We start from the raw sequence: 24303 nt of genomic DNA on the forward strand, positions 1-24303 counted from the left end.
TTATTGATTGAAAAAGATCAGTTACCTGAATTTAAGTAGGGGCAACTGATCAAAATATATGTGAAAGAGTACTAGTTACTTATTCGTGATGGCCGTGCTGCTGACCTTCATGTTGTTCAGGGTGTTTTACCCAGCCCGGAGGCCAATTCAAGTTAGAACCTGCATTACTGCGACTGCCTGATTCTGATTCACCATTTGTACCAGTTTCTGTACTTGTACTCGCTTGGCTACCTGTGTTGCTATCTCCACTATTTCTGTCTGGAGGAGGGGTGTTACCTGTGTTACTTGCGTCAGGAAGTTGAGTATTACCTGTATTGCTAGTATCAGGTTGCTGATTAGTCCCTGCATCAGTTAGTTTTGGTGGTTGATTTATTTTGGGAGGGTTTGTATTTGTTTCTGAAGGTATTAAATTGGTTTGGTGAGTCTCATAAGGCGTTGCTAATGCAATAATCATCATATTAGGAGTCACAAAAGAATGTTTTAATTCAGTTACATGATCCAAGGCATTGAGTACATTCAATCCGTTTTGACTATTTGCTTTTAAAAATAAAACAGGAAAAGCCTCATGACCAGTAAAATTAAAATAACCAGAGTGATTAACTAACTGAGCTGAAAATTGAATACCAAACTCTTCTGAAAATTGATTGGCAAGCCCGGGTAAATAGCTAGGGGCTTGACCAAAGCTTGAACTTGAAAGCTCATTTGGCTTTGCCAGTGCATCAGGTGAAGTTGCAATAACATCCTGATAAGCAAGGCCAATAGAGTGGATTCTATATAATAAGGTGGCTGCCTTAGATTCATTTACATAGCCTTGATAATTAGGCAAGGCGATTAAGGATAAGATCCCTATAATTGAGATGGCTACCATAAGCTCAACTAATGTGAACCCTTTACTTTTAAAAGAGTTGAGCTTTCCCAAAATCGTTGATTTCATTAATACAATTCACTATTTAAGTTATATCTTCTTAAATATAGACAAAATCATAGGTTTTTCATCTTAGTTTAATTTATATTTTTCGTAACTTAAGGATGGTTAATTAAGTAAATTCAATGTTCTACAGTATAGTTGTTTGATGGTTTTTCAGAGTTACTTTGCCAAACGATATGAGGAAAGGAAAAGTTGTTACATGAATTAAAGTCAATGAGGAAAATTGCGCTTTGGCAGGTTTTATTAACCTACCATAGCAAAGTGCTTTTCGAGATAACATTTAGCGCGCATGGCTATGTGGCTACTGACCTTTCTGGCAAGTTCTATTACTAATAATTCAAGTTGTTCACGGCTATAGCCAAGTATTACACAGCGCTTTAGTTGCTCACTAACTAAGCTGCTGGCATCGTCTAACGCAAATAATGCACCTAAAGAGGCAAGCTCAAATACCTTGTTGTTTTGCTGCTCTTTGTCAAAAGGCAGCTGACCCAATGTCAGTGCGGTTTTTAGTTGCTGTTCTGTGCGTTTGATAAGCAGCGAATTTGAACCTTGAATATCATCAAGTGAGTTTAAAATCTCTAGCGCCAGCAATGCTTTTGGCACCCCAGAATAAACACTAATATGCGGTAAAATATCACACAACTCTTGCATTGAAACGCCATCATTCAATGCGTGCTGACATGCTCGTTTTAACAAAGGCTTGTCATGAACGGTGACCAAAGCAGCGATCGCGACAAACACAAATAAATCCGTGTTGTTATGGTTCATAATTTCTCTTTTGATTTTAGATATTGAATGTATTGAGGTTTTGTAGCTTTGGCTGATTGCAAAGAGCATGCAATCGAAAAATTGAAAATACATTATGGTTGATGATGGCGATTTCTGCTTGCCATAAATGATTTAATTTTTGCCTAAAATAACGAACTGTTACCCAAAATGGTCCTAACCTCAAATTACGGTGATACACTTAATTGAGTATTTCTTAGAGGTAATCTAAATGCGTCAGGCATTAATAGAAGCGGTTAAAGCGATAGCGATTTCAGACGGTAATTTTGAAACAGCAATTCCAGAGTTATTGGTGTTCAGACGAAGCGAAGTTTCATTGCCGATGGCCTGCGTGTATGAATTAGGACTGGGTATTAGCTTGCAAGGCGCAAAGCGAGTGGTACTAGGTGAACATAGTTATGATTACACTGACGGCCAATCACTCGTGACCTCAGTCGATGTGCCTGTTGCCTCACATATTACTCGTGCTAGTAAAGAGCAGCCATTTTACGGCTTATATCTACGCTTAGATGCTCATGAAATAAGCCATATTGTTGCTGAAATGGAGTTCGCAGGGCAAGACAAGTTCCCTAAACATCAAGCTATGTCGGTGGTTGATACTGATAACGGCTTACTTGATGCTTTACTTAGGCTTATTCAACTCGACAATGAGCCACATTTAAAAGCTAATCTTGCGCCACTTATTAAAAAAGAAATTATATTGCGCTTGTTAAATAGTCCACACAGCCCTTATTTAAGGCAAATTGTGATGTCTGGTTCTGCCCATCAAAAAATAGCCAAGATCTTATGCTGGTTAAAAGAAAACTACACGAGTCAATTTTCAATTGATGATTTAGCCCGTGATGCGCACATGAGTCCGTCGAAATTCAGGCTACATTTTCGTGATGTGGTAAAGATGAGCCCATTGCAATACGTAAAAAACCTACGGTTGCAGGCGGCAAGGCAATTAATGCTTAATGAGCGAATTGATGTAGGCTCTGCGGCTTTAAAAGTGGGCTATGAGAGTCCATCCCAGTTTAGCCGCGAATACACACGCTTTTTTGGCAAGCCACCGATAAAAGATATTTCGGCACTTCGGTTACAACAAATAGCATAAAAAAGGGAGCGCTTAGCTCCCTTGTACTTAAAATCGTCTTTTTGGCATTCTCAGTTGTGAGTCAAACTCATCGGGGAATAAAATTGTGCCGTCGTCTTGGTCAGTGGGGAATACTGCAATCAGTAAATCATCTTGCTCAAGGCCCGGTGTCCAGCGGCTTAACCAGTCTTTTACAGGGATGGCTTTTGGTGTGCAGTCTTGCCATTCACCGGTTGCCCAACTTTGTGCAAATTCACGGCTAGGCCATACAGGCACGCAGTCGTCGTCTTCGTTTGAGAGCATGACGCAGCCATGTTCATCATTGAGGATCCACACTTGTTTAAACTCTTGAACCGTTTCAAACATATAAGCGAGTCGTTTCTTAGCGCCTAAGGCGAGTACAGCATCAAATTCAGTTTCAACACGTTTAGCAGTTGCATTATTCATGACAGGCTCACTCTTTTAGTTATACACAGCTACACCTTAATCATAAGGTGATAAATTAATATGACAAGTAAAGTTAATAGCTAAATTAATTTACTAATGCAGCGAATAGATCGTCAGCAAGTTGTTGTAGAGATTTTGGATCTTGATTTGTTAGTGCATAGGTACGAATACCGTATATACCCATTACTAAAAAGCGCGCCAACTGTTGAGCTGGCTTACTACTTTTAAATTCGTTGTTATCAAGGGCTTTTTGAATTTGTTCGGCGAGGGCATTCTCGTAGGCATTAAGGTTACCACGTAGCACAGTACAAATTTGTGGGTCATTGCCTTCAACCTCAGAAATACTCTTTGTAAGTAAGCACACCTTGGCAACTTCACCTTCAATACATTCATCAACAATCACTGTTAAGTAATGTTTGAGGGTCGATAAAATTGATTGTTGGTCATTAAAAAGGGCAGTAAATTGTTGGTTTCTGTCTTTTTGATATTGCTCGGTAGCGGCTAAGAATAAGCCTTTTTTGTTGCCATAAGCCGCGTAAATAGAGCCCGGATGAAGATGAGTCACTTCTTTTAATTTTTGCATACTGGTCTTCGCATAGCCATATTGCATAAAGGCATGCATGGCTTGGCGTAGTACAAATTCAGTATCAAATTCAGCAGTTCTCATTAAAGCTCCTCACGGTTTATAATACCAATCCGCAATAATACTTAGTCATTTTGAGGGATTAAACTTGTCGCTACCCGCGTTAAAAATTTCTGATTTAGAACAACTAAATAACGAAATTTTTGCCTTGTTATCAACGAGGTTTTCTTGCCTCAAAATAGACCACTTAATTAAGCGAATTGGTATAAACGAAGTTTACGTAATCTTGAACGATTATTCAAAATAAACCTTGAAGTATGTTTGTTTCGCCCTTATCTTGAATGTATGTTCAAGATAAGGATAAAACCATGACAACCGATTTACTTTCTCCATTTAAACTAAACGACAGTATTGAGCTGCAAAACCGTGTACTAATGGCCCCACTTACACGCTGTATGAGCGACGATAACCTCGTTCCAACCCAAGCGATGGTTGATTATTATGCGCGCCGTGCCGATGCCGGTTTAATTATTAGCGAAGCAACGATTATTCGCCCAGATGCTCAAGGTTACCCAAATACACCGGGTCTATTTACCAGTGAACAAATTCAAGGTTGGAAGAAAGTGACCGATGCTGTGCACGCGAAAGGCGGCAAAATGTTTGCTCAGCTTTGGCACGTAGGTCGTGTTGCACACCCTCACTTTTTTGGTGGTGATGTACTGGCACCATCAGCAATTGGTGTAGAGGGTTCGGTACCAAGAATGCGCGAGTTAACTTACGTTACCCCAAAAGCAGCAACCATTGAAGACATTCAAGGTTTAATTGCTGATTACGCTAAAGCGGCTGAAAATGCAATTGAAGCGGGTTTTGACGGCGTTGAAATTCATGGTGCGAATGGTTACTTGATTGATCAATTCTTACACTTTGCTGCCAATCAACGTGAAGACCAATACGGTCAAACACCAGAAAACATGTCACGTTTTGCTCTTGAAGTTGTTGATGCTGTAGTGGCAGCCATTGGTGCAGATAAAACAGCATTACGCTTATCGCCAGGTGCATATTTTAATATGACTGAAAGCGACGGTGATAAAGCAGTATTTGATTATCTATTACCAGCACTTGAAACACGAAACCTTGCGTACCTACACGTTGGTATTTTTGATGACAGCATGCGCTTTGCAAGTTTAGGTAATAAGTCGGCGTCTGAATATATGCGTGGTGCTTATAAAGGTACCTTGGTAGGGGTAGGTAGCTATAGCTTTGAAACAGCAAATCAAGCTATCGATAACAACCAATTTGATTTAATTGCGATTGGTCGCCCATTCATTGCGAACCCAGATTACATCAGTAAAGTTAAAAATGGTGAAGCGTTAACACCATATAGCGAAGAAATGCTGGCTGAGTTGATTTAAGCAAATCTAATAATATTGTCCAACCAACAAGCGCCCAGTTAATTTAACTGGGCGTTTTTCTAATACTTTCTTATTTATTAAACAGTTGAGTCTTAAATCTGCCATGAAAATGCATTAATTGTTTAACTGTTGTGTCAAAAATTTTGACCCTAAATGTCATACGCGCTCTGCATACTGTGCCCGCTTTTATATACGTAACCTTGGAAAAACAATGAGCACAGTAACTAAAAAAACAAAACTAAGCCTTGTAATCGCAACGCTTTTAGCAACATCGGCAAATGCAAACACCAATAACGAAATTGAAGAAATTACCGTTGTTGCAAAGCCAACCAGTTATGCAAATAACGTCATTGAACCTGCCATGCTTGAGCAACAAAGTTCAGTATCAAGTGTGTTAGCCGTGATTGATAACTTACCGGGTATCAGCATCAACGAAGGTGATGCATTTGGTGGTGACGATTGGTCAACCACCATTACTATGCGTGGCTTTAGTATCGATGGTAATCAACAGCAATTAGGTATGACGATTGATGGTATTCCTAATGGCGGTTCTAACTATGGTGGTGGCGCAAAAGCAAACCGTTATCTTGACAGCGAAAATTTAGCAACGGTTGAAGTAGGGCAAGGTACGTCTGATATTGCCTCTGCATCACTCGAAGCGCTAGGGGGGACTTTCAATTTTGTGAGTGCACAACCGAGTACTGAGCAAAGCACCACGTTTGCTTATACAACGGGCGATCATAATGCTAGCCGTTACTTTGTTAAACATGAAACCGGCACAGTGTTTGATAACACGCAAGCCTATATTAGCTATTCGCAAACAGACACTAGCCGCTGGATTGGCGATGGCAGCAATGGTGGTAAAGACAACCAGCACATCGAAGCTAAGTTTGTGTCAGATTTTAGCGATTTAACCGTAACGGGTCGTGTTTCGTATGATGATGTTCACGAAATTAACTATAACAGCATCAGCATTAGTGAGTTTGAACAAAACCCTGATTGGGATCGTTTAACTTGGAATTGGACTGGCGTGCCGCATTTTGATCAAATGTTTGCTGAGGGCTGGGGTACATTGCGTGAAAATACCCTTGCGTATGTAAAGTTTGATTACGCATTAGGTGCCACTTCAAACTTAAGCTTGTCGCCTTACTACCATAAAAATTCAGGTCGTGGTGATTGGATCCCGCCTTATTTAACGTCACCAGTTGATGGCGATGGTAACCCAACAACAATTGGTGGTGAAAACGCAGGCAGCTATGGCTTTACAGATAGCGACGGTAATCCACTTGCACCTGCTGCAGGTTGTACGGCAAGTTTAGAGTGGCCATGGTCATCTGGCCCAGGTTTAAACCCAGCCTGTTACCTAGATGATGCCATTCCGGTTATGTCGTATCGTCATACTCACTACAAAAAAGACCGCTTAGGTATGACCGGTGAGTACCAAGTAACGCTTGGCAATCATGATATTGAAGCCGGCTTTTGGTTTGAACAAACAGACCGCGATGAATCACGTGACTGGCATAAAGTTATTGATGCCCGTGTCTATCATCATTTTGACCAAACACCTTATTGGACACAGTACAAGAACACGTTTGAAACAGATACATTCAAATGGTACGTGCAAGACTCAATCAGTTTAGGCGATTTCACACTTAATTTGGGTGCTAAACAGTATCTTGTTGAACTGCAGCGTTATAACCATTTTGAAGATGAATATTCAGATAAGATCGACAGTGATTCAGACGTATTATTCAGCGGCGGTGTGTTGTATCAGCTATCTGCAAGCACAGAGTTATTTACCAGCTACAGCGAAAACTTTGCGGCAATTAAAGATGGCGTACTTGAACGCGATTCATCAACATTGACCGAAATTGAACCTGAAACAGCTGAAAACATCGACCTAGGTGTGCGTTACAGTGATGACCGTTTACGTTTAACGGCAACGGCTTACAGCATCGAATTTGATAACCGTATTACCTTTATTGCCCCGGGCAGTGATACCGATGGTATTGATTACACTATTGGCACGAACGGTTCTTACATCAACGTAGGCGGTATTGAGTCAACAGGTGTGGAGCTTTCTGCAAGCTATATGCTGACTGACAAATGGAACCTTTACACATCGTATACCTACAATAACTCTGAGTATCAATCGAACGATCCAAGTGCATATAACGGCGATGGTGAGTTACTTGATGAAGCATCTGCAAGCTTTAAAGCGGGTGATGAAGTGATTGACTCAGCACAAGATTTATTTGTGGTATCGGCAGATTATTACAGTGGTGATTTCCGCTTTGGTTTATCGGCTAAATACACCGGTGAGCGTTTAGGTGCATGGACTGATGAGCAAACCCGTACACGTAACAAGGTTGATGGCTACACCTTGGTTGATTTAAACATTGGTTATAACACCAGCCTTGATTCGGGTGTTTTTAAATCACTCGACCTTGCATTTGTGGTTAATAACCTGTTTGATAAATCATATCTAGCGGGTGGTACTGGTAATGGTTCAACCTACTTTATTGGTGCACCACGTACCGCAGCTTTAACACTTACTGCGCAGTTCTAATTAATAAGCGACGTTTTAAACAGCCCATCTTTGATGGGCTTTTTAGCAGGTGATATATGAAAAAAATAATTTTAGCGACGGCAGTGGTCGCAGCATCTTTTTTAAGCCTAAACAGTAAAGCTGCCGACAATGTTGTGCTCGTTACTCTTGATGGACTTCGCTGGCAAGAAGTGTTCTCTGGTGCAGATAAAAACTTAATTGATAACACTGATTTTGTTGCAGATACAGATGAGCTAAAGGCGCTTTTTTGGCGAGATGACCAAGCACAGCGTACTCAAGCGTTAATGCCATTTTTTAGTGAAACACTGGCAAAGCAGGGCGTTTTGATTGGTGATAGAACTCAAGGTTCATTTATGTCGGTAAGCAACCCGTGGTATTTCTCATACCCAGGTTACAGTGAAATATTAACCGGCATTGTAGATGAAAATATCGATAGCAACGATAAAGTGCCTAACCCCAATAAAACCATTTTAGAGAGTTTAAATTCTCAAACCGAGTTTAAAGGTAAAACCGCGCTTTTTGGTAGCTGGGATGTGTTTCCTTATATTGTAAATCGCGAACGAAGTGGAGTTTTTGTTAATGCTGGCTTTGAATCTTTTGAGGCGGTGAAATCAGCCGAAGTGACTCTGCTAAACCAAATGCAAAGCGAGATCCCAAGCCCTTGGCACAATGTTCGCCTCGACAGCTTTACCTACCGATTTGCCAAACAATATTTATTAAATAAACAGCCGCGTTTGCTGGTTATTAGCTTGGGTGAAACCGATGACTTTGCTCATAACGGTAAATACGATGCCTACTTAAAATCGGCTAAACAAAGTGATGCGTTTATTCGTGACCTTTGGCAAACAATTCAACAAACACCGGGCTATAAAGACAATACCACATTGATCATTACCACCGATCATGGCCGTGGCAGCCATGCTGATGATTGGCAGCATCATAGTTCGAAGCGTGCTCTAGCACGTTCAGAGCAAGCTATTAAGCACTTTCCAAATGGTATTGTTGGCTCTGAACACATTTGGCTAGCAGCCATCGGCCCAGATATAAAAGCAAAGGGCTTAATAAAGCCAAGCAATGAGCTCAAACAAGCGCAAGTAGCGGCAACTGTGCTGAGCATTTTAGGTGTAAATCGTCAGCATGTTAATCCGAAAATGGCGGCGCCGATTAAGGAGATTTTAAAATGAGTTTAACGCTTAGTTTTTTTAGAAGCACCTTATCTGGGTTAATCCTAGTTAGTAGTGTGAGTGCGATTGCTGCGCCAAGTAAAATTTTGTTTGGCTCATGTGGTCATCAAGACAAAGCTATTCCAATTTTTGATGCCATCAACAAAGAGCAAGCGGATTTATTTATGTTCCTTGGCGATAACATTTATGGTGATACAGAAGATATGTCGGTACTTGCCGATAAATATCAACGCTTAGGACAAAAGCCGGGCTTTAAAACATTACGTGCGAATACCCCGATAATAGCCATGTGGGATGACCATGATTATGGCGAAAATGACGCTGGTAGCGAATACCCAAAAAAGCAGCAGTCACGAAAAATCATGCTGGATTTTTGGCAAGAGCCTGCGGATTCTGCTCGCAGGACTCGTGAAGATGGTATTTACACTTCGTACACGTACGGTGAAGGTGAGCAAACTGTAAAAGTCATCATGCCAGATCTGCGTTTTAATCGCGCACCGCTGAATCATGTATCGGCGATGACCTACCAACTTGAACGTAAGCCCGCAAAACAAGGGCCTTATAGCCCAACAACCGATAAAAACGCCTCTATGCTTGGTGAAAAACAATGGCAATGGCTCGAGCAAGAGCTTAAGTCAGACGAAAAGATAAAAATCATTGCCTCAAGCTTACAGCTATTGGCTGATTTTACAGGCTGGGAGTCATGGGCTAATTATCCAGCTGATAGTGAGCGTTTATTTACGCTTATTAAAAAGCATAAAGTAAACGGTGTAATTATTGTCAGTGGCGATACCCACTGGGGAGAGTTGTCTAAGTATCAACAAAACCTAGATTACCCACTTTATGAGATGACCAGCTCTGGACTAACAGAAAAGTGGAAAGATGTTAGCCCCAATAAACACCGTGTGGGTGATTACACTCATGAGGTTAACTACGGCGATTTAACAATCGATTGGCAAAAAGCAGATCCTACCATTCGTATTGCGCTTAAAGGTATTAAGGGAGATGAGATAATGCACACCGAGTTCGCGTTATCGACGATAAGCCCATACCAGTAAATATTGCCTGTAGCGCATACCCGTAATACGTACCCGCAGCTCATGGCAAACATGGAATTAAGCCTTGTTTGCGGGTATTTCTCTCTATCCCATCTAATTAAAATATCTTACACTGTGTCAATTAGTTAGTTTCAAGCAAGGACAGTGTAAAGTGCTGAATATAATTCAATCAAATCGCATGGAAGCACTGCAAGCGCGGTTTCACGCTCTTCTTAAAGTTAATCCGTTAACGAGCCCTTTTAAAAAAGAAATTGTGCTCGTGCAGTCACCGGGTATGTCGCAGTGGCTAAAAATAGGTTTAAGTGAACACTTAGGGATTGCTGCTCAGGTCGACTTTCCGCTGCCTTCGAGTTTTATATGGCAGCTTTACCAACAATTATTGCCAGATGTACCCAGTGAATCACCGTATAACAAAGCTAACCTTGCTTGGAAGCTGTTTGCGATTTTACCAAACTGCATTGATGAGCCGCTGTATTTACCACTGAAAACCTATTTAGATGGTGACAGTGAGGGGCAAAAAACCTTTGCCTTGTGCGAGAAAATTGCCGACGTTTATGACCAATACTTAATGTATCGCCCCAATTGGATTACCACTTGGGAGCAGGGCATTGATGAGCTTGATGATGTTGATGTGGGCATTGCGCCATGGCAGCCAGATCTTTGGCGCAAGCTGGTGGCGCACAGTAAAGAACTTGGGCAAAGCCAATATCACCGCGCCAACATGCAAGACAAACTCCTTGCAGCCCTTGAAAAAATGGACGCAAGCCTATTACCTGAGCGTATTAGTTTATTTGGTATTTCTGCAATTGCGAGCAGCCAGCTTGAAGTGTTTCAGGCCATTGCGAAAAAAACGCAGGTATTTTTGTTTTTCTTCAACCCCAGTGAGCATTACTGGGGCGACACACTGGATGAAAAAACAGCAGCCAAAATTGCTGCTAAATATGCCAAACGCCCTCAGTTACAAGCACTTGAAGACAGCGCTAAAAACCCTGATCACGAGTACTTTTTTATTGGTAATCCGCTACTCTCGTCGTGGGGTAAATTAGGCCGAGATTATTTTGAGCAGTTACTACAACTGGATGCGCAGTGGCTAGACGGATTCGATAACGATTTTGATCAAAGCTTGTTATCGCAAATTCAGTCTGAAATTTACCAATTAGCCTTTAAGGGCGAATCACTTACGCCTAATAAAGAATGGTTTATTAATGATGAGGGCAAACTGCCAATTCAGGCAGATGACACCAGTATTGTGCTGAGTGATTGTCACACGCCTCTTCGTGAAGTAGAAAGACTACATGATTACTTGCTCAATCTATTCAATGAAAATAAAGCGCTAACACCCAAAGATATTATTGTTATGATGCCAGATGTTGGCACATACAGCCCGTACATTGAGGCGGTGTTTGGTGGTGCCGAAGGGCGACGCTTTATTCCTTATGCGTTAGCTGATTTAGCCATAGAGCAAGAAAAGCCAGTACTTAGCTCGTTTGCTAGTTTAGCCGATTTACCTTATTCACGCTTTGGTGTGTCTGACATCCTTGATTTACTGCAAGTCACGCAAATTGCCGAAAAGTTTAACCTCGAACCCCATGAATATGAGCAAATTGGTTTTTGGCTTGAACGCGTTGGCGTTAAATGGGGCTTAGATGCCGCCCACAAAGACAGTTTTGGTTTACCCGCAATAGATTTAAATACCTGGCAACATGGCCTAAACCGCTTGTTACTTGGCGTTGCACAACGGGATGAACAATTGCCGTTTTCGGGTATTTACAGTGCCGATGAAGTTGAAGGCATGGCATTGAATACCTTAAATAAACTCATTGAATTTATTGATGTACTGGCCCGTTATAAAGCCAAGCTGCAAGCTGATGCACCGCTTAACGAAAAAGCAGCAATTCTAAAAGAATTGTTAAGCGCTGTGTACAGTGATGAAGGCGAACAAAGCTGGGATTTATTAGTGCTGCAAAAAGTGCTCGATACACTGATTAAGCATTATGATAATGGCGATTACCAACAAGCCGTTTCGCAGCGCATTGTAAGTTACCTTGTAAAACAAGGTATTCAAGAAAAAGGCGTAGGGCAGCGCTTTTTAGTGGGGCAAGTTAACTTTTGTACGCTGATGCCAATGCGTGCAGTGCCATTTAAAGTAGTGTGTATGCTAGGTTTAAATGATGCGGATTACCCGCGTACCGTTCAGCCAATTGGTTTTGACTTAGTACCATACTCAAAACGCCAAAAAGGTGACCGCTCTCGCAAACTCGACGATCGTTACCTGTTTTTAGAAGCTATTTTAAGTGCCCGTGAGAATCTATACATCAGTTATATTGGCCGTTCTTGCTTTGATAACCAACCAAGAATGCCCTCAACCTTAGTGAGTGAGCTTTTAGAATACATAGCCCGTAGTTTTGAGTTTGCTGATCAAGACACTCACTTAGAGCTACCAGAGGCGCTAATTAATTATCAGCACTTACAGCCATTTAACCCAGCTTATTATCTGACCACTAACAAAGAAGGTAATAAAAGCCAAACTGATGGCGAGCAAAAAGCAAACAAACCACTAGCCACACAATTACACAGCTATAACCCAGTGTGGATGCCAACTCAAGCTGTTAACCCTGAACCTCAGCAAGCGCTTAGTGTCCAGCCAGAAAGCAGTGTTGAATTAACTCAGTTTATTCGTAGTATTTGCCAGCCGCACGAGAGCTTTTATCAGCAAAGTTTGGGTTTACGCCTACCGCAATTTAACGACATTGCAAAAGATGAAGAGCCATTTAGTTTAGACGCATTACGTCGCTACTTTTACCTTGACGAAATTCTCGAAGCGAGCATTCAAGAAATTCCTCTGAACCAAGCGCAAATAATGCAGCGCGGTGAGTTACCTCAAGCCCATGTTGGCGATCTTGTATTTGAAAGTATGCAGCACCGAGTTGATGCGCTTGCAGGGCAAGTGAAAGCACATATTCAAGGTGATGAAGCATTACCCGTTGAAGTAAATATTAAAATTGCCAATACCACACTAGAAGGTTGGTTTAATTATATTTATGGTCAAAAACAGGTGTTTTATCGCACCGCCAGTATTAAAGCAAAAGATGTTATTCGTGGCTTTGTGCATCATTTAGCGGCGCAAATAATGGGTCAGCCTGTTGAAACCCTTATTCTTGGCTTAGACAAGCAAATTAGTTTTTCACCCTTGTCAGAAAAGGATGCCCGCAAGTATTTAAACGATTGGTTCTCGCTTTATGAAACGCTTTTAACTCGCCCAGTGGCGTTTTTTCCGGTCAGTGGTTACGAGTACATAAAAACAGATAAAGATATGGTCAAAGCAAACAATAAATTCGCGCCGCAATACATAGGCATGGGTGAGGGTGAAAATCCGTATATTCGTTTAACCATAAAGAGCCTTAAAGACTGTGAAGAAGAGTTTATAAAATGGAGCGAGCTGCTGTTATCGCCACTCGTTGAATTAGCACAGGAGGCCGATCATGCAAACACTTAATCCAATGAGTATGGCGCTGTGTGGGCAAAGCCTTATTGAAGCCAGTGCCGGTACAGGTAAAACCTATACAATCACAGGTTTGTATTTACGGTATTTGTTGGGCTTACAAAAAGCGACCGGGGAAGATCAACAATTAAATACGCCGCTTAGTGTAGAGCAAATCCTAGTGGTGACCTTCACTGAGGCCGCCACCCAAGAAATTAAAGACCGTGTGCGAGCGCGTATAATCAATGCCAGAGATGCTCTGCTTGGCAAAGAGCCCGATGATGAGCTGATTGAGCAAGTAATTGACGAGGTAACTGACAAACACGCCGCATTTGATTTGCTAGACGCCGCGGCAAAGTCGATGGATGAAGCCGCTATATTCACCATTCATGGCTTTTGTCAGCGAATGCTGAAACAACATGCTTTTGAGTCTGGGGTGGCGTTTAACTTAGAGTTTATTTTAGATGAGCGTGAGCTTATTCAAGAAACCCTTAATGACTTTTGGCGTGCTTTTGTTTACCCACAATCAAAAGAGCGCACGCAAGCAATTACCGATATTTTCCCAGTGCCTGCATCACTGTATTTACAGGTGGTGAGTTTACTCAATAAACAAGGGGCAACAATTACCCCCGAGTATGACCTTGATGAAATATGGCAAGCACGCGATAACTTTGTGGCAAAAGTCCCGGCATTTAAAAAGGCGTGTCGTGAGAGTGAGTTTATTAATGCTGTAAAAGCGTCTGATTTAAGTGGCTCAAAAACCCCAGGGCGAAAAAACAGCCTTGCAGCGCTTGAAGAATACTTAAACAATGACGAGTTGTTTTTTGTATTTGGTACTAATAAATACTCGTTTGAAGTGTGGAGCACAGAGAATTTAAGCGACCCTGCAAATTACAAGAAAAACGGTAGCTTACTCAGTCACGAAATGCTGGCTCGGTTTGATGAAATGGCGCAACTTAGTAGCCTTATCAATAACGGATTGAATATTGCGATAGTGCAATACGCAGCTAAATGGGTCGCAAATGCATTAGTTAAACGCAAGCAAGAACAAGGTGTTATTACTCCAGATGACTTACTGAGTAACTTGCATCAGGCGCTTTTAAGTGAGCAAGGCCAAGCATTAAGTGAAAAAATTGCCGCCTTGTTTCCGGTTGCCATGATTGACGAATTCCAAGATACCGACCCAGTTCAATATGGCATTTTTAGCCGTATTTATGGCATTAAAAACACCACCCTTGCCATGATAGGTGACCCAAAACAGGCTATTTATGGTTTCCGTGGTGCAGATATTTTTACTTACATTGGCGCAAAACAAGCCGTAGCAAAAGACAAGCAATACACCCTAGATACCAACTATCGCTCAAGTGAAGGGGTTGTTGATAGCGTAAACCGCTTATTTTCTAAAAATGACAATAGCTTTATTTATAACGACGCAATCCCATTTCAAAAGGTTAATGCGAAGGGAAAACGGCAAGACAAAGCGTTTTTAATAAACGGTGAAATGCCAAGTGCATTTGAATTTTCGGTTTTTGTTGATGAATACGCCGAAGCCAACAACAAGCCAACCAGCAAAGGGGTGGCTCAACAAGCATTGGCTTTGCAATACACGAAAAAAATCACCGAGCTACTCAAGCAAGCTGATGCAGGCGCTGCAACCATTGCAGGAAAACCTCTTACTGCCGCTGATATCTGTGTGTTAGTGCGTGACCGAAACGAAGCACAGCTGATGAAAGCCGCACTGGCAGAAGCCGCCATTGCCAGTGTGTATTTATCGCGAGATAGTGTTTTTAACCAAGAGCTTAGTCATCATTTACTGAACTTTTTAACGGCATTGCATGGACAGTATGATGAATCATTACTGCGCGGTGTACTTGCCGGGCCATTGTTTTGCTTAAGCTACAACCGCATTTATGAGCTTCACGAAAATGAAAGTGCGTGGCAAGAACATTTAAACTTTTTTGCTCAGCTCGCTCATATTTGGCATAAACAAGGCGCTATGGCGATGCTCGAGCGTTTATTAAGCCATAATCAGCTCGCAGCGCGTTGGCAAGGTTTAGGTTACAACGTTGAACGCTGGCTCACCGATTTCCGCCATTTAGGGGAAATCTTACAGCAAAAGCAAATTGAGCTTGAGGGCACCCACAGATTGTTGCGTTGGTTTGCGCAAAAAGTTAGTCAACAAGATGGTGAAGCGGTGCAAGTACGCCTAGAAAGCGATGCTAATTTGGTGAAAATTGTCACCATGCACGCCTCAAAAGGCTTAGAGTACCCGATTGTATTCATGCCGTTTGCCTGTGGCTATCGCGAAAGCAAAGAAGCCCTTTACCATAAAGACGGTAAGCTGATTTATGACCTTGCTAAAAGTGACGAGGCAATGCAAAAAGCAGAGCAAGAGCGCTTAGCTGAAGATTTACGCTTACTTTATGTGGCGCTGACCCGTGCCGTACATTTTTGTTCTGTGGGTATGTATAACATTTCGCAAGGTCGTAGTGCTCGCCCTGGTATTCAAAGTACCAGCATTGGCCATGTATTATTTGCAGGGTTAGAGATCATATCGGGCGATGAATGGCGCGCGTTGTTACAACAATTTTGTGAAGGCTCAGCGCACATGAACTATGAGGCGTTTAGCCAAGCAGATGAGCTTGAAAAGTTAACATTTGCTGGAGCTGACATTGAGCAAGAATATCAAGTTAATACTGTAAAAGCAGACATTCAGCGTGATTGGCGCTCAACCAGTTTTAGTAGCTTGACTCTTAAAAAGCATACTGACCATATTGAGCTTGGTCGCAGTGATGAAGACCACGAAAAAGATGAATTTTTAGCCCAAAATGCCAATGCTTTAACTCCTTACAGCTTCCCTAAAGGGGCTAAGCCTGGTAGTTGTTTGCATGAAATTTTTGAGCAATTAGACTTTACCGACCCTTATGCGTTAAAGCGTCCAGCCAGCGAACAAGATGACCATGCACTTGATAAAGTGATCAAAACGTTATTCGAAAAATACCATATTGATGATAGCTGGCAGGAAATGACCGAGCAGTGGATCCTTGCTGCGCTGAATTGCCCATTGAACGATAAAGGGCTTAGTTTATCAGTACTTGAGCCTGATACCTGTTTGGTCGAAATGGAATTTAATTTACCGCTGTTATCGCTCTCAAGCGATAAGCTTAACCAAGTGTTGGTAAAACATTTTAACTTACCTGGGCAGCTCGACTTTAGTGAGGTACAAGGCTTACTAAAAGGCTTTATAGATTTAATATTTTGCTGGCAGGGTAAGTATTATATTCTTGATTATAAATCGAACTTTTTAGGCAACAGTGCGGCTGATTACCAACATGAGCAACTAGAACAAGCCATGACCAGTCACCAGTATCATTTGCAGTATTTAATTTATACCGTAGCACTGCACCGTTTATTAAAACAACGTATTCAAGATTACGATAGCGACACGCATTTAGGCGGTGTTTACTACACCTTCTTACGTGGTATGAGCGAAGGGCAAGGGGTGTATTTTAATCAGCTAACAAAACAGCAAATAACTGAGCTTGATAGCCTATTCGCACAAGGAGCCATGCTATGAGTCAACTGACATTCGGCTTTGATGACCATGAGCCAAACGAGCCAGTGAATAAGCAACCACAGCAGCCAGAACAACATGCCCAAAGCGATTCAGCGTTACCTGCCACAGAACTTAAAACGCAGCCTTTACTGAGTTATTTGCTGGAGGCAAAACGTATTCGCTTGGTTGATGTTAAACTCGCTGAACTATTGACTGGTTCAGAAACAGTTACCGGCTCACAATCGTTGATAGAGAATAACGATGCAGCGCACAGTGAGGTTTTTTACCTGATTTTATTGCTTGCGGTAGCGCAGCAAAGTCAGCACAGCTGTTTAGAGCTCGCGAATATAAACTGGCAAAATCCGTTTGAAATTAAACAGCAAAGCTTAGCTGATGCCAGCATCGCAGCCCCTGATGTTTTAACACCGTTTGCGGCAGAATTTGGCCTTACTGAGGCTGTTAATAAACTAGTGAATGCTGATTGTGTAGGGGACGACAAGCCACTGCTATTGTTTGCGAATAAACTTTACTTTGCCCGCTTGGCAGAATACGAAACCACTCTGGCATCGCGTTTACATCATTTAGCAACGAAAGAGCTGACCCTAGATGAAGCCGCATTAACGGCATTACTTGAGGTGTATTTTCCTAGCAGTGAACATACACCCAACCCAAGCGATCCTATTAAAACATTAAACTGGCAAAAAGTAGCCTGTGCGATTGCTGCAACAAAAGGTTTTAGTGTGATCACCGGTGGCCCGGGTACCGGTAAAACCACCACTGTAACTAAGCTATTGGCCATATTACAATCCTTGTATGCCAGTGCACCGCTAACAATAAAGCTGGTTGCACCGACAGGTAAAGCGGCAGCTCGTTTAACCGAGTCGATTTTAGGGGCAAAGCAAAAGCTTAGTATGATCCCTGATAATATCGCGCCGCTTATCCCTGAGAGCGCACAAACGATTCACCGTTTACTGGGCGTTATTCCGCATACCAATAAATTTCGCCATAACAAGCGTAACCCACTGCATTTAGATGTACTGATCATTGATGAAGCATCGATGGTTGATTTGTCACTTATGGCAAAACTCATCGAGGCATTACCGAGCCATGCAAGGCTTATTTTACTGGGTGATAAAGACCAATTAGCCTCGGTTGATACGGGCAGTATTCTTAGCGACCTCTGCCAAGGGTTAGAGCTTGGCAAAATGCCTGATTACAGCAGTGAAAGAGCAGCGCAGCTTAATCGCGTTTGTTTTCATAATCAGAGCGAGATACCCGCGGCGAGCAGTCATTTTGTACTTAACGATTGTATTGCGTTTTTACAGCAAAGTTATCGTTTTGATGGCAGCAGCGGCATTGGTCAATTAGCACAAGCTGTAAATACCAATAACACTGGCTTACTGGGCTATGTAGAGCAAACGATTAATCAAGGTGACTTTAAAGACCTTAAACTTAATTACAGCGTAATTAGTAAACCGATTGAGCAATTTGTGCAACAAGCGGCGTTGCAATACCACGATTATTTGCAACTTATACAACAAGGGGCAAGTGTTGCCAGTGTGCATAAAGCATTTTCGCATTATCAGTTACTAGCTGCCGTCAGAGAGGGTGATTACGGTGTAAATAGCCTTAATCAGCGTATTGAAAAAGCACTGGCTCAACAAGGTTTAATTTCGCCATACCAAAGGCATTATGTGGGTATGCCAATTATGATCAGTCAAAACGACTACCAGCTAAAACTGTTTAATGGCGACATAGGTATTTTAATGCATGATGAGCAAGGTCAGTTAAAAGCCATGTTTGTTGATGAACAAGAAAATATTCGCGCCTTTTCGCCCGCACGTTTACCTGCTCACGATAAAGTGTATGCCATGACAATTCATAAGTCGCAAGGCTCTGAATTTGCTTACACTGCAATGATTTTACCACCAATAAAACAGGCTAATCAGGGCATTAACAGGCAATTGGTCTATACGGGGATCACCCGTGCGAAAACCACATTTGAGCTGGTGGCCGATAAAAATGTATTGCTTATGGCGATGAATAAATCTGTTACTCGTGCATCAGGTTTATACGATAGATTAAAACATGAAGCTAGTTAAAGTAACGAGTGAGCAACTCAACGAGTTAATGGGGTGGTTTAACACAGAGGCAGAACTGCGTATTTGGTCTGGGCCATTTTTTAGTTATCCATTTGATACGCAAAGCTTTAAAAACGATTTAAACCTAGATAAGCTGAATTCTTACGCGCTGGTTAATGACGAAGGCCGCATGTTAGGGTTTGGGCAATACTATTTACGCGAAGGGCGTTGCCATTTAGGGCGGCTAGTTATCGCGCCAAGCGAGCGTGGTAAAGGTCTTGCAAAAGTGTTGATAAACTTACTAGGAGAGCAGGGCAAACAGCAGTTGCAGTGCGATAGCTTGTCTTTGTTTGTGTATACCCACAATACCCTTGCTAAAACAGCCTATGAAAAACTGGGTTTTATACAAACCCAGTATCCAGAGGACATGCCACTCGATGGCTGTATTTATATGACTTGCTAAGAGCGTTTAAAGCTGCTTTTACGAAACAGATTAGGTTGCCAGCCAAAGTGTATGGCGCCTAATCTTAAACATACCGTCACAGCAAATGCGCCAAGAATGCACCAAATATAACTCACCTCAAGGGTGAATAAAGCCGCGTAAGTTAATCCGCCAGATAAGCAAGCGGTTGAATAAAGTTCTTCGCCCATTACTAAAGGCACTTCTCGGCAGATCACATCACGCATCAGGCCACCAAAAATACCTGTGGTCATACCAATGGTGATGGCTACAACCATATCTGCGCCGCCAATCAGTGCCTTTTCGATACCGATAATGTTGAAAATCGCCATCCCTACAGCATCCATTAATAGCATGGTGGTGTTACTTAAATCGGGTAAGTGACGAATAGATAAAATAGAGGCGAATATGGCTATATAAGTTGCGTACAAATAATCGGGCTGAGCTATCCAAAATACTGGTTTGTTAAGCAATATGTCTCGAAGTGTTCCACCACCCAGAGCTGTGACTGTGGCAACAACCACCACACCAAAACCACCGACACTTTTTTCATGGCCCAGCAAGGTGCCAGAAATAGCAAAAAACGCTACACCGATAATGCTTAAAAAATGAAAGTATTCAGATGTCATGGGGCTTCCTTACCTGTTTATAGTAATCTAACCCTAGCAAAATGAACTTTATTGATGCTGAACAGCTAAGAAAATAGGGCGGGTAGTGATGTCACCCGCCGGTAAGAAAATTATTATTATTTTAGGTAATCAACCACTAATTGCGTCATTGCATTTACGCCAAGCTGTAAAGCTTTTTCGTCTGCAAAAAAGTGTGGTGAGTGGTTACTAGGTGCTGTAACTGCATCTTGACCTTTTGGTGTGACACCTAAGAAAAAGAACATGCCTGGTGTTTCTAAGGCGTAGTAACTAAAGTCTTCGGCACCTGTGATAAGTGGTGTTGTAATCAGGTTTTCTTTACCAACTACACCAGCAAGTGTTGGTGTCATTTTCTTGGTTAATTCAACATCGTTCACTGTTACTGGGTAACCATGGTCAATGTGAACATGTGCTTCTGCGCCACCTGATTCAGCTACCATCTCAGCGGTTTTAGCTAAACGTTTTTTTATGTCAGCACGCATTTCTTGGTCAAAGGTACGAATTGTGCCCACCATTTCAACTTCATCAGGGATGATGTTGTTACGCACACCGCCATTAATGGCACCAAATGAAACCACAGAAGGCGCTTTGGTCACATCAACTTGGCGAGAAGCGATGGTTTGTGTTGCCATAATAATTTGTGATGAAGCTACAATTGGGTCAACCCCATTCCAAGGACGTGAGCCGTGAGTTTGGCGGCCTTTTACTGTGATTGTAAACTTGTCGGCGCTGGCCATTAGCGGCCCTTCACGAAAACCAATTTGTCCGGTATTAAGTGAGCTGGTTACGTGTAAACCAAACACGGCTTCTGGCTTTTCTTTAAATAAGCCTTCTTTAAGCATAAGCTCAGCACCACCTTCTTCGCCATCAGGTGCACCTTCTTCAGCAGGTTGAAAAATAAACAGAATATCACCTGCTAGTTGATCTTTAATTTTTACTAAAGACTCAGCGGCCGCCATTAAAATAGCCACATGGTTATCATGACCACAGGCATGCATTACGCCAACGGTATTACCTTTGTACTCTGTTGTTTGCGTTGACGCGAAAGGTAAGTCTACTTGCTCTTTCACAGGGAGTGCATCCATATCAGCACGCAGGGCAATAAGCGGGCCTTTTTTACCCCCTTTAAGTTTGGCAACCACACCGGTATGAGCCACACCTGTTTGAACCTCAAGGCCTAACGAACGTAAATGCTTAGCCACGTATTTGGCTGTTTCAAACTCACGATTACTAAGCTCTGGATATTGGTGTAAATGACGGCGCCATTTAATGACCTTTTCGCTGACGCTTTTATTGGCAGATTTAAGTTCAGTATTAATATCACTAGCAAATGCAGGGGTCGAAATCGCACTGATAAGTAGGCTGGTCGAAAGTAGTTTGTTTAACATCCCGTATCCTTTTATTATTAGTTACTAATTATTTAATCAATGTAAAGTATAACCACTTGAATGAACAAGACCTTTCGGTAATTAACCAAGACAAATGGTTTAAAAATCGCACACAATTATTTAAAGACAAGCTAGTTAAACATGCTAAATTAATCACCTTAAAGGCAGGTGATGCATTGTTTTTGCGTGGTGATGAAAATACCGGTCTGTATTGTGTTATTAATGGCGTGCTTAGAGTTTCTGGGGTTAATAGCCAAGGCAAAGAAGCGGTGCTTAGTTTTGTAACCAGTGCGATGTGGTTCGGTGAGGTTGCTTTGTTTGATGGCGGTCGACGCACCCACGATGTGTATGCACAAACTGTGGTACGGCTACTACACGTGCCTGAGCGGGCATTAACTCAGTTATTACAAGAGCATCCCGCTTATTGGCATGATTTTGGGCTGTTGCTTACCGATAAAGTGCGAAGCCTGTTTGACTCCTTAGAAGATCACGCACTCCTTACAGCAAAGCAAAAGGTGAGTAAGCGGTTATGTATGCTTTATCAGTCGTCACTCCAAAGCTGTTTGCCGCTTACCCAGCAACAACTTGCCGATATGACCTATTTAACACGGCAAACCATTAATCAAATATTACAATCCCTACAAGCTGATTCAATTATTAATCTTAAATATCAATCAATTGAAGTAATTGACATCGAAAAATTACAATCTCAATGCTAGTTTGGAACTAAAATTGCTACAAAGTTGTAATCAAGCTTAAATGGAAGACAACTTGTGGCAATAACATTTCATAATCAATATAACCCTTATCACGCTTCGGCTGCTGCTAAGCTGTCGCAAACAACTCGCCTCGATGATGTGAAGGCCATGCATACGCCTGCATCTTCAGCACAGCAACTTTTACAAAAGCAGTCTGAGCCCAGTTCTTTTTTAGCACAGGCGCAAGAAGCCTTGGTTTATCAGCGACTCGGGGTTGATAAAGAGAAAATTGACGAAATAAAAGCGCAAATAGAAAAACTTGCCGAACAAATGCAGCAACAAGGTGCCGACACCAAAGCACTGCAAGAAAAAATGAATGAACTGCAAGGAATGCTTGATGAAGAATATCAAAAAGGACGCGAACGCATGGATATGCAGCCAGAAGCTGAAAAAGGCAAGGTCATCGATGCGTTGGTTTGATGTGTAAGTTTAATATAGCCATTTTAAAATGTCGGCTAGTTGACATTCTTGACGGTGAATTTTCTGCTAATCTGAATTTTGAACACAGTTTTGGCAGGAAAAATAATGAAAACATTAAAACAACAACTGACAAATTACGCTCTCTATCACCGCTCTAAACGTAATATTTACACCCATTTTATTGGCATCCCATTAATTGTATTTGCGATTATTTGTTTATTGCAACGAGTCACGCTTATTTCAGAGCCTGCTGTTATCTCCTTGGCAACCGTGGTGATTGTACTTAGCTGTCTTTATTACTTGATGCTAAGTTTATCAATGGGGTTAATTATGGCTGTATGCTTAAGTTTGTTGAGCATTGCCGCTGAGCCCGTGGTGTCACTTGACGTGGAATTATGGCTAGCGGTAAGTATTGGTAGTTTTGTTGTAGGTTGGGTATTTCAGTTTGTTGGCCATTATTTTGAAGGTAAAAAGCCAGCCTTTGTTGATGATTTAATTGGTTTAGTAATAGGGCCTTTATTTGTATTAGCTGAGTTATTGATTATGCTTGGTTTTTATAAAGATATTGCTGAACATATCGAACAACATGCAGGCCCTAACAAAGCATAACAACAATAAAAAGGAACACATATGCAATTAAATGGTAAAACAGTTTGGGTAACTGGGGCATCTTCTGGAATTGGTGAAGCACTTTGTGAGCAATTAGCTGCAAAGGGCGCAGTGCTGATATTGTCTGCTCGTAATGAAGAAAAACTCAACGCTCTAAATACAAGGCTCGGTGGCAATCATCATGTGGTTGCGCTAGATTTGGCAAAACCTGAAGCCTTACTTGAAGATATGCCCGCAGTGATTGAGCGAATTGGTCGCATTGATGTGCTTATCAATAACGGTGGGGTGTCGCAGCGCAGTTTATTTTTAGAAAATGAATTCACTGTGTATCGCCAACTGATGGAAGTAAACTACTTTGGTTTAATAGCTTTAACCAAAGCGGTAGTACCGCAAATGGTTGAACAGGGTATGGGCATGGTCGTTTCAATTAGCAGTGTAGCGGGTAAAGTCGGTTCAAAGTTCAGAACAGGTTATTCGGGTTCTAAATACGCGGTAGTGGGTTTTATGGATTGCTTAAGAGCAGAGTTAGCCGACAAAAATATAAAATGTTTAACCATTTGCCCAGGTTCAATTAAAACTGCAATTGCCCATAACTCGCTAGATGGCCAAGGTAAGCCACAAAATAAACCCGAAGAATCAATCGAAAACGGCATGGATGTGGCAAAAGCGGCTGCAAAAATGATTAAAGCCATTGAAGCCGAGAAAGATGAAGTTGTGATTGGAGAAGGGATTAGCGGTTTAGCGCCAACGATTAAACGCTTCTTTCCAGGGTTTTTTAATCGTTTAACAGCAAAAATGAACTACAGGTAATTTCGCTTAGTAAGCATATAAATAATTATCATTAAACAATGCGCACATGAG

The 24303-nt window shown here is 41.8% G+C and carries 19 protein-coding genes; 13 read left to right on the forward strand and 6 right to left on the reverse strand.

Going from position 1 to position 24303, the window contains the following annotated elements; genetic code table 11:
- Window positions 1-79: 79 nt before the first annotated feature.
- Together ACSFVZ_RS18280 and ACSFVZ_RS18285 are read right to left on the reverse strand one after the other, a co-directional pair.
- Complete coding sequence (locus ACSFVZ_RS18280; RefSeq protein ID WP_435559371.1) at window positions 80-934, reverse strand: prepilin-type N-terminal cleavage/methylation domain-containing protein; 855 nt, start codon at window positions 932-934, stop codon at window positions 80-82.
- Between the two features lie 237 nt (window positions 935-1171).
- On the reverse strand, window positions 1172-1696 hold the full coding sequence (locus tag ACSFVZ_RS18285; RefSeq protein WP_435559372.1) for a carboxymuconolactone decarboxylase family protein: 525 nt from the start codon (window positions 1694-1696) through the stop codon (window positions 1172-1174).
- Between the two features lie 229 nt (window positions 1697-1925).
- Here ACSFVZ_RS18285 and ACSFVZ_RS18290 point away from each other — a divergent pair, with 229 nt between their 5' ends.
- The gene (locus ACSFVZ_RS18290) at window positions 1926-2810 is read left to right on the forward strand and encodes an AraC family transcriptional regulator (protein WP_435559373.1); all 885 of its coding nucleotides are present in this window, start codon (window positions 1926-1928) and stop codon (window positions 2808-2810) included.
- 27 nt (window positions 2811-2837) lie between these two features.
- Here ACSFVZ_RS18290 and ACSFVZ_RS18295 read toward each other — a convergent pair whose 3' ends face one another.
- Together ACSFVZ_RS18295 and ACSFVZ_RS18300 are read right to left on the reverse strand one after the other, a co-directional pair.
- Window positions 2838-3236: a DUF2750 domain-containing protein gene (locus ACSFVZ_RS18295; RefSeq protein ID WP_054561299.1), complete on the reverse strand. Its 399-nt coding sequence runs from the start codon at window positions 3234-3236 to the stop codon at window positions 2838-2840.
- 85 nt (window positions 3237-3321) lie between these two features.
- Complete coding sequence (locus ACSFVZ_RS18300) at window positions 3322-3903, reverse strand: TetR/AcrR family transcriptional regulator (RefSeq protein ID WP_435559374.1); 582 nt, start codon at window positions 3901-3903, stop codon at window positions 3322-3324.
- Between the two features lie 284 nt (window positions 3904-4187).
- Between ACSFVZ_RS18300 and ACSFVZ_RS18305 the strand changes: the two genes are divergently transcribed.
- The 8 genes from ACSFVZ_RS18305 (at window position 4188) to ACSFVZ_RS18340 (ending at window position 19623) form a co-directional block, all read left to right on the forward strand.
- Window positions 4188-5231 carry an alkene reductase gene (locus ACSFVZ_RS18305; protein ID WP_138557142.1) on the forward strand — a complete coding sequence of 348 codons (1044 nt, stop codon included), beginning with the start codon at window positions 4188-4190 and terminating at the stop codon, window positions 5229-5231.
- Between the two features lie 211 nt (window positions 5232-5442).
- Complete coding sequence (locus ACSFVZ_RS18310; RefSeq protein ID WP_435559375.1) at window positions 5443-7800, forward strand: TonB-dependent receptor domain-containing protein; 2358 nt, start codon at window positions 5443-5445, stop codon at window positions 7798-7800.
- 56 nt (window positions 7801-7856) lie between these two features.
- Entirely contained in the window at window positions 7857-8984 is a 1128-nt protein-coding gene (locus ACSFVZ_RS18315) for an alkaline phosphatase family protein (RefSeq protein ID WP_435559376.1), read from the forward strand.
- The gene (locus tag ACSFVZ_RS18320; RefSeq protein ID WP_435559377.1) at window positions 8981-10042 is read left to right on the forward strand and encodes an alkaline phosphatase D family protein; all 1062 of its coding nucleotides are present in this window, start codon (window positions 8981-8983) and stop codon (window positions 10040-10042) included. The genes ACSFVZ_RS18315 and ACSFVZ_RS18320 overlap by 4 nt, the downstream gene beginning before the upstream one ends.
- Before the next feature lie 151 nt (window positions 10043-10193).
- Window positions 10194-13538 (forward strand): exodeoxyribonuclease V subunit gamma, encoded by a 3345-nt coding sequence (recC, locus tag ACSFVZ_RS18325; protein ID WP_435559378.1) that lies wholly within the window; start codon window positions 10194-10196, stop codon window positions 13536-13538.
- Entirely contained in the window at window positions 13525-17100 is a 3576-nt protein-coding gene (gene recB, locus ACSFVZ_RS18330) for an exodeoxyribonuclease V subunit beta (RefSeq protein WP_435559379.1), read from the forward strand. The genes recC and recB overlap by 14 nt, the downstream gene beginning before the upstream one ends.
- Window positions 17097-19181 carry an exodeoxyribonuclease V subunit alpha gene (gene recD, locus ACSFVZ_RS18335; RefSeq protein WP_435559380.1) on the forward strand — a complete coding sequence of 695 codons (2085 nt, stop codon included), beginning with the start codon at window positions 17097-17099 and terminating at the stop codon, window positions 19179-19181. The genes recB and recD overlap by 4 nt, the downstream gene beginning before the upstream one ends.
- The gene (locus ACSFVZ_RS18340) at window positions 19168-19623 is read left to right on the forward strand and encodes a GNAT family N-acetyltransferase (RefSeq protein WP_199526351.1); all 456 of its coding nucleotides are present in this window, start codon (window positions 19168-19170) and stop codon (window positions 19621-19623) included. The genes recD and ACSFVZ_RS18340 overlap by 14 nt, the downstream gene beginning before the upstream one ends.
- Here the strand turns inward: ACSFVZ_RS18340 and ACSFVZ_RS18345 are convergent.
- Entirely contained in the window at window positions 19620-20249 is a 630-nt protein-coding gene (locus ACSFVZ_RS18345; RefSeq protein WP_435559381.1) for a trimeric intracellular cation channel family protein, read from the reverse strand. The two genes, ACSFVZ_RS18340 and ACSFVZ_RS18345, sit on opposite strands and share 4 nt — an antisense overlap.
- A gap of 116 nt (window positions 20250-20365) precedes the next feature.
- Complete coding sequence (locus ACSFVZ_RS18350; protein WP_435559382.1) at window positions 20366-21655, reverse strand: amidohydrolase; 1290 nt, start codon at window positions 21653-21655, stop codon at window positions 20366-20368.
- Window positions 21656-21711: 56 nt separating this feature from the next.
- Here ACSFVZ_RS18350 and ACSFVZ_RS18355 point away from each other — a divergent pair, with 56 nt between their 5' ends.
- The 4 genes from ACSFVZ_RS18355 to ACSFVZ_RS18370 all read left to right on the forward strand — a co-directional run bounded on the left by ACSFVZ_RS18355 (window position 21712) and on the right by ACSFVZ_RS18370 (window position 24252).
- Window positions 21712-22374, forward strand: a complete 663-nt coding sequence (locus ACSFVZ_RS18355; RefSeq protein ID WP_435559383.1) for a Crp/Fnr family transcriptional regulator — start codon at window positions 21712-21714, stop codon at window positions 22372-22374.
- A gap of 54 nt (window positions 22375-22428) precedes the next feature.
- Window positions 22429-22833, forward strand: coding sequence for a hypothetical protein (locus tag ACSFVZ_RS18360; protein WP_435559384.1), 405 nt, complete (start codon window positions 22429-22431; stop codon window positions 22831-22833).
- A 105-nt stretch (window positions 22834-22938) separates the two neighbouring features.
- Window positions 22939-23442 carry an Mpo1 family 2-hydroxy fatty acid dioxygenase gene (locus ACSFVZ_RS18365; RefSeq protein ID WP_235382472.1) on the forward strand — a complete coding sequence of 168 codons (504 nt, stop codon included), beginning with the start codon at window positions 22939-22941 and terminating at the stop codon, window positions 23440-23442.
- 21 nt (window positions 23443-23463) lie between these two features.
- Complete coding sequence (locus ACSFVZ_RS18370) at window positions 23464-24252, forward strand: SDR family oxidoreductase (protein ID WP_138557155.1); 789 nt, start codon at window positions 23464-23466, stop codon at window positions 24250-24252.
- Window positions 24253-24303: the final 51 nt, after the last annotated feature.

This window comes from Pseudoalteromonas nanhaiensis, from assembly GCF_051235485.1.
GTDB classification, from domain to species: domain Bacteria; phylum Pseudomonadota; class Gammaproteobacteria; order Enterobacterales; family Alteromonadaceae; genus Pseudoalteromonas; species Pseudoalteromonas lipolytica_C.

What these genes read in the sequence shown, in the direction of transcription:
- ACSFVZ_RS18345 (WP_435559381.1), bottom strand. Translation starts at nt 20,249, where the DNA reads ATGACATCTGAATACTTTCATTTTTTAAGCATTATCGGTGTAGCGTTT.
- ACSFVZ_RS18305 (WP_138557142.1), top strand. Translation starts at nt 4,188, where the DNA reads ATGACAACCGATTTACTTTCTCCATTTAAACTAAACGACAGTATTGAG.
- ACSFVZ_RS18310 (WP_435559375.1), top strand. Translation starts at nt 5,443, where the DNA reads ATGAGCACAGTAACTAAAAAAACAAAACTAAGCCTTGTAATCGCAACG.
- ACSFVZ_RS18320 (WP_435559377.1), top strand. Translation starts at nt 8,981, where the DNA reads ATGAGTTTAACGCTTAGTTTTTTTAGAAGCACCTTATCTGGGTTAATC.
- ACSFVZ_RS18300 (WP_435559374.1), bottom strand. Translation starts at nt 3,903, where the DNA reads ATGAGAACTGCTGAATTTGATACTGAATTTGTACTACGCCAAGCCATG.
- ACSFVZ_RS18315 (WP_435559376.1), top strand. Translation starts at nt 7,857, where the DNA reads ATGAAAAAAATAATTTTAGCGACGGCAGTGGTCGCAGCATCTTTTTTA.
- recB (WP_435559379.1), top strand. Translation starts at nt 13,525, where the DNA reads ATGCAAACACTTAATCCAATGAGTATGGCGCTGTGTGGGCAAAGCCTT.
- ACSFVZ_RS18290 (WP_435559373.1), top strand. Translation starts at nt 1,926, where the DNA reads ATGCGTCAGGCATTAATAGAAGCGGTTAAAGCGATAGCGATTTCAGAC.
- ACSFVZ_RS18285 (WP_435559372.1), bottom strand. Translation starts at nt 1,696, where the DNA reads ATGAACCATAACAACACGGATTTATTTGTGTTTGTCGCGATCGCTGCT.
- ACSFVZ_RS18370 (WP_138557155.1), top strand. Translation starts at nt 23,464, where the DNA reads ATGCAATTAAATGGTAAAACAGTTTGGGTAACTGGGGCATCTTCTGGA.
- ACSFVZ_RS18350 (WP_435559382.1), bottom strand. Translation starts at nt 21,655, where the DNA reads ATGTTAAACAAACTACTTTCGACCAGCCTACTTATCAGTGCGATTTCG.
- ACSFVZ_RS18365 (WP_235382472.1), top strand. Translation starts at nt 22,939, where the DNA reads ATGAAAACATTAAAACAACAACTGACAAATTACGCTCTCTATCACCGC.
- recD (WP_435559380.1), top strand. Translation starts at nt 17,097, where the DNA reads ATGAGTCAACTGACATTCGGCTTTGATGACCATGAGCCAAACGAGCCA.
- ACSFVZ_RS18340 (WP_199526351.1), top strand. Translation starts at nt 19,168, where the DNA reads ATGAAGCTAGTTAAAGTAACGAGTGAGCAACTCAACGAGTTAATGGGG.
- ACSFVZ_RS18295 (WP_054561299.1), bottom strand. Translation starts at nt 3,236, where the DNA reads ATGAATAATGCAACTGCTAAACGTGTTGAAACTGAATTTGATGCTGTA.
- ACSFVZ_RS18280 (WP_435559371.1), bottom strand. Translation starts at nt 934, where the DNA reads ATGAAATCAACGATTTTGGGAAAGCTCAACTCTTTTAAAAGTAAAGGG.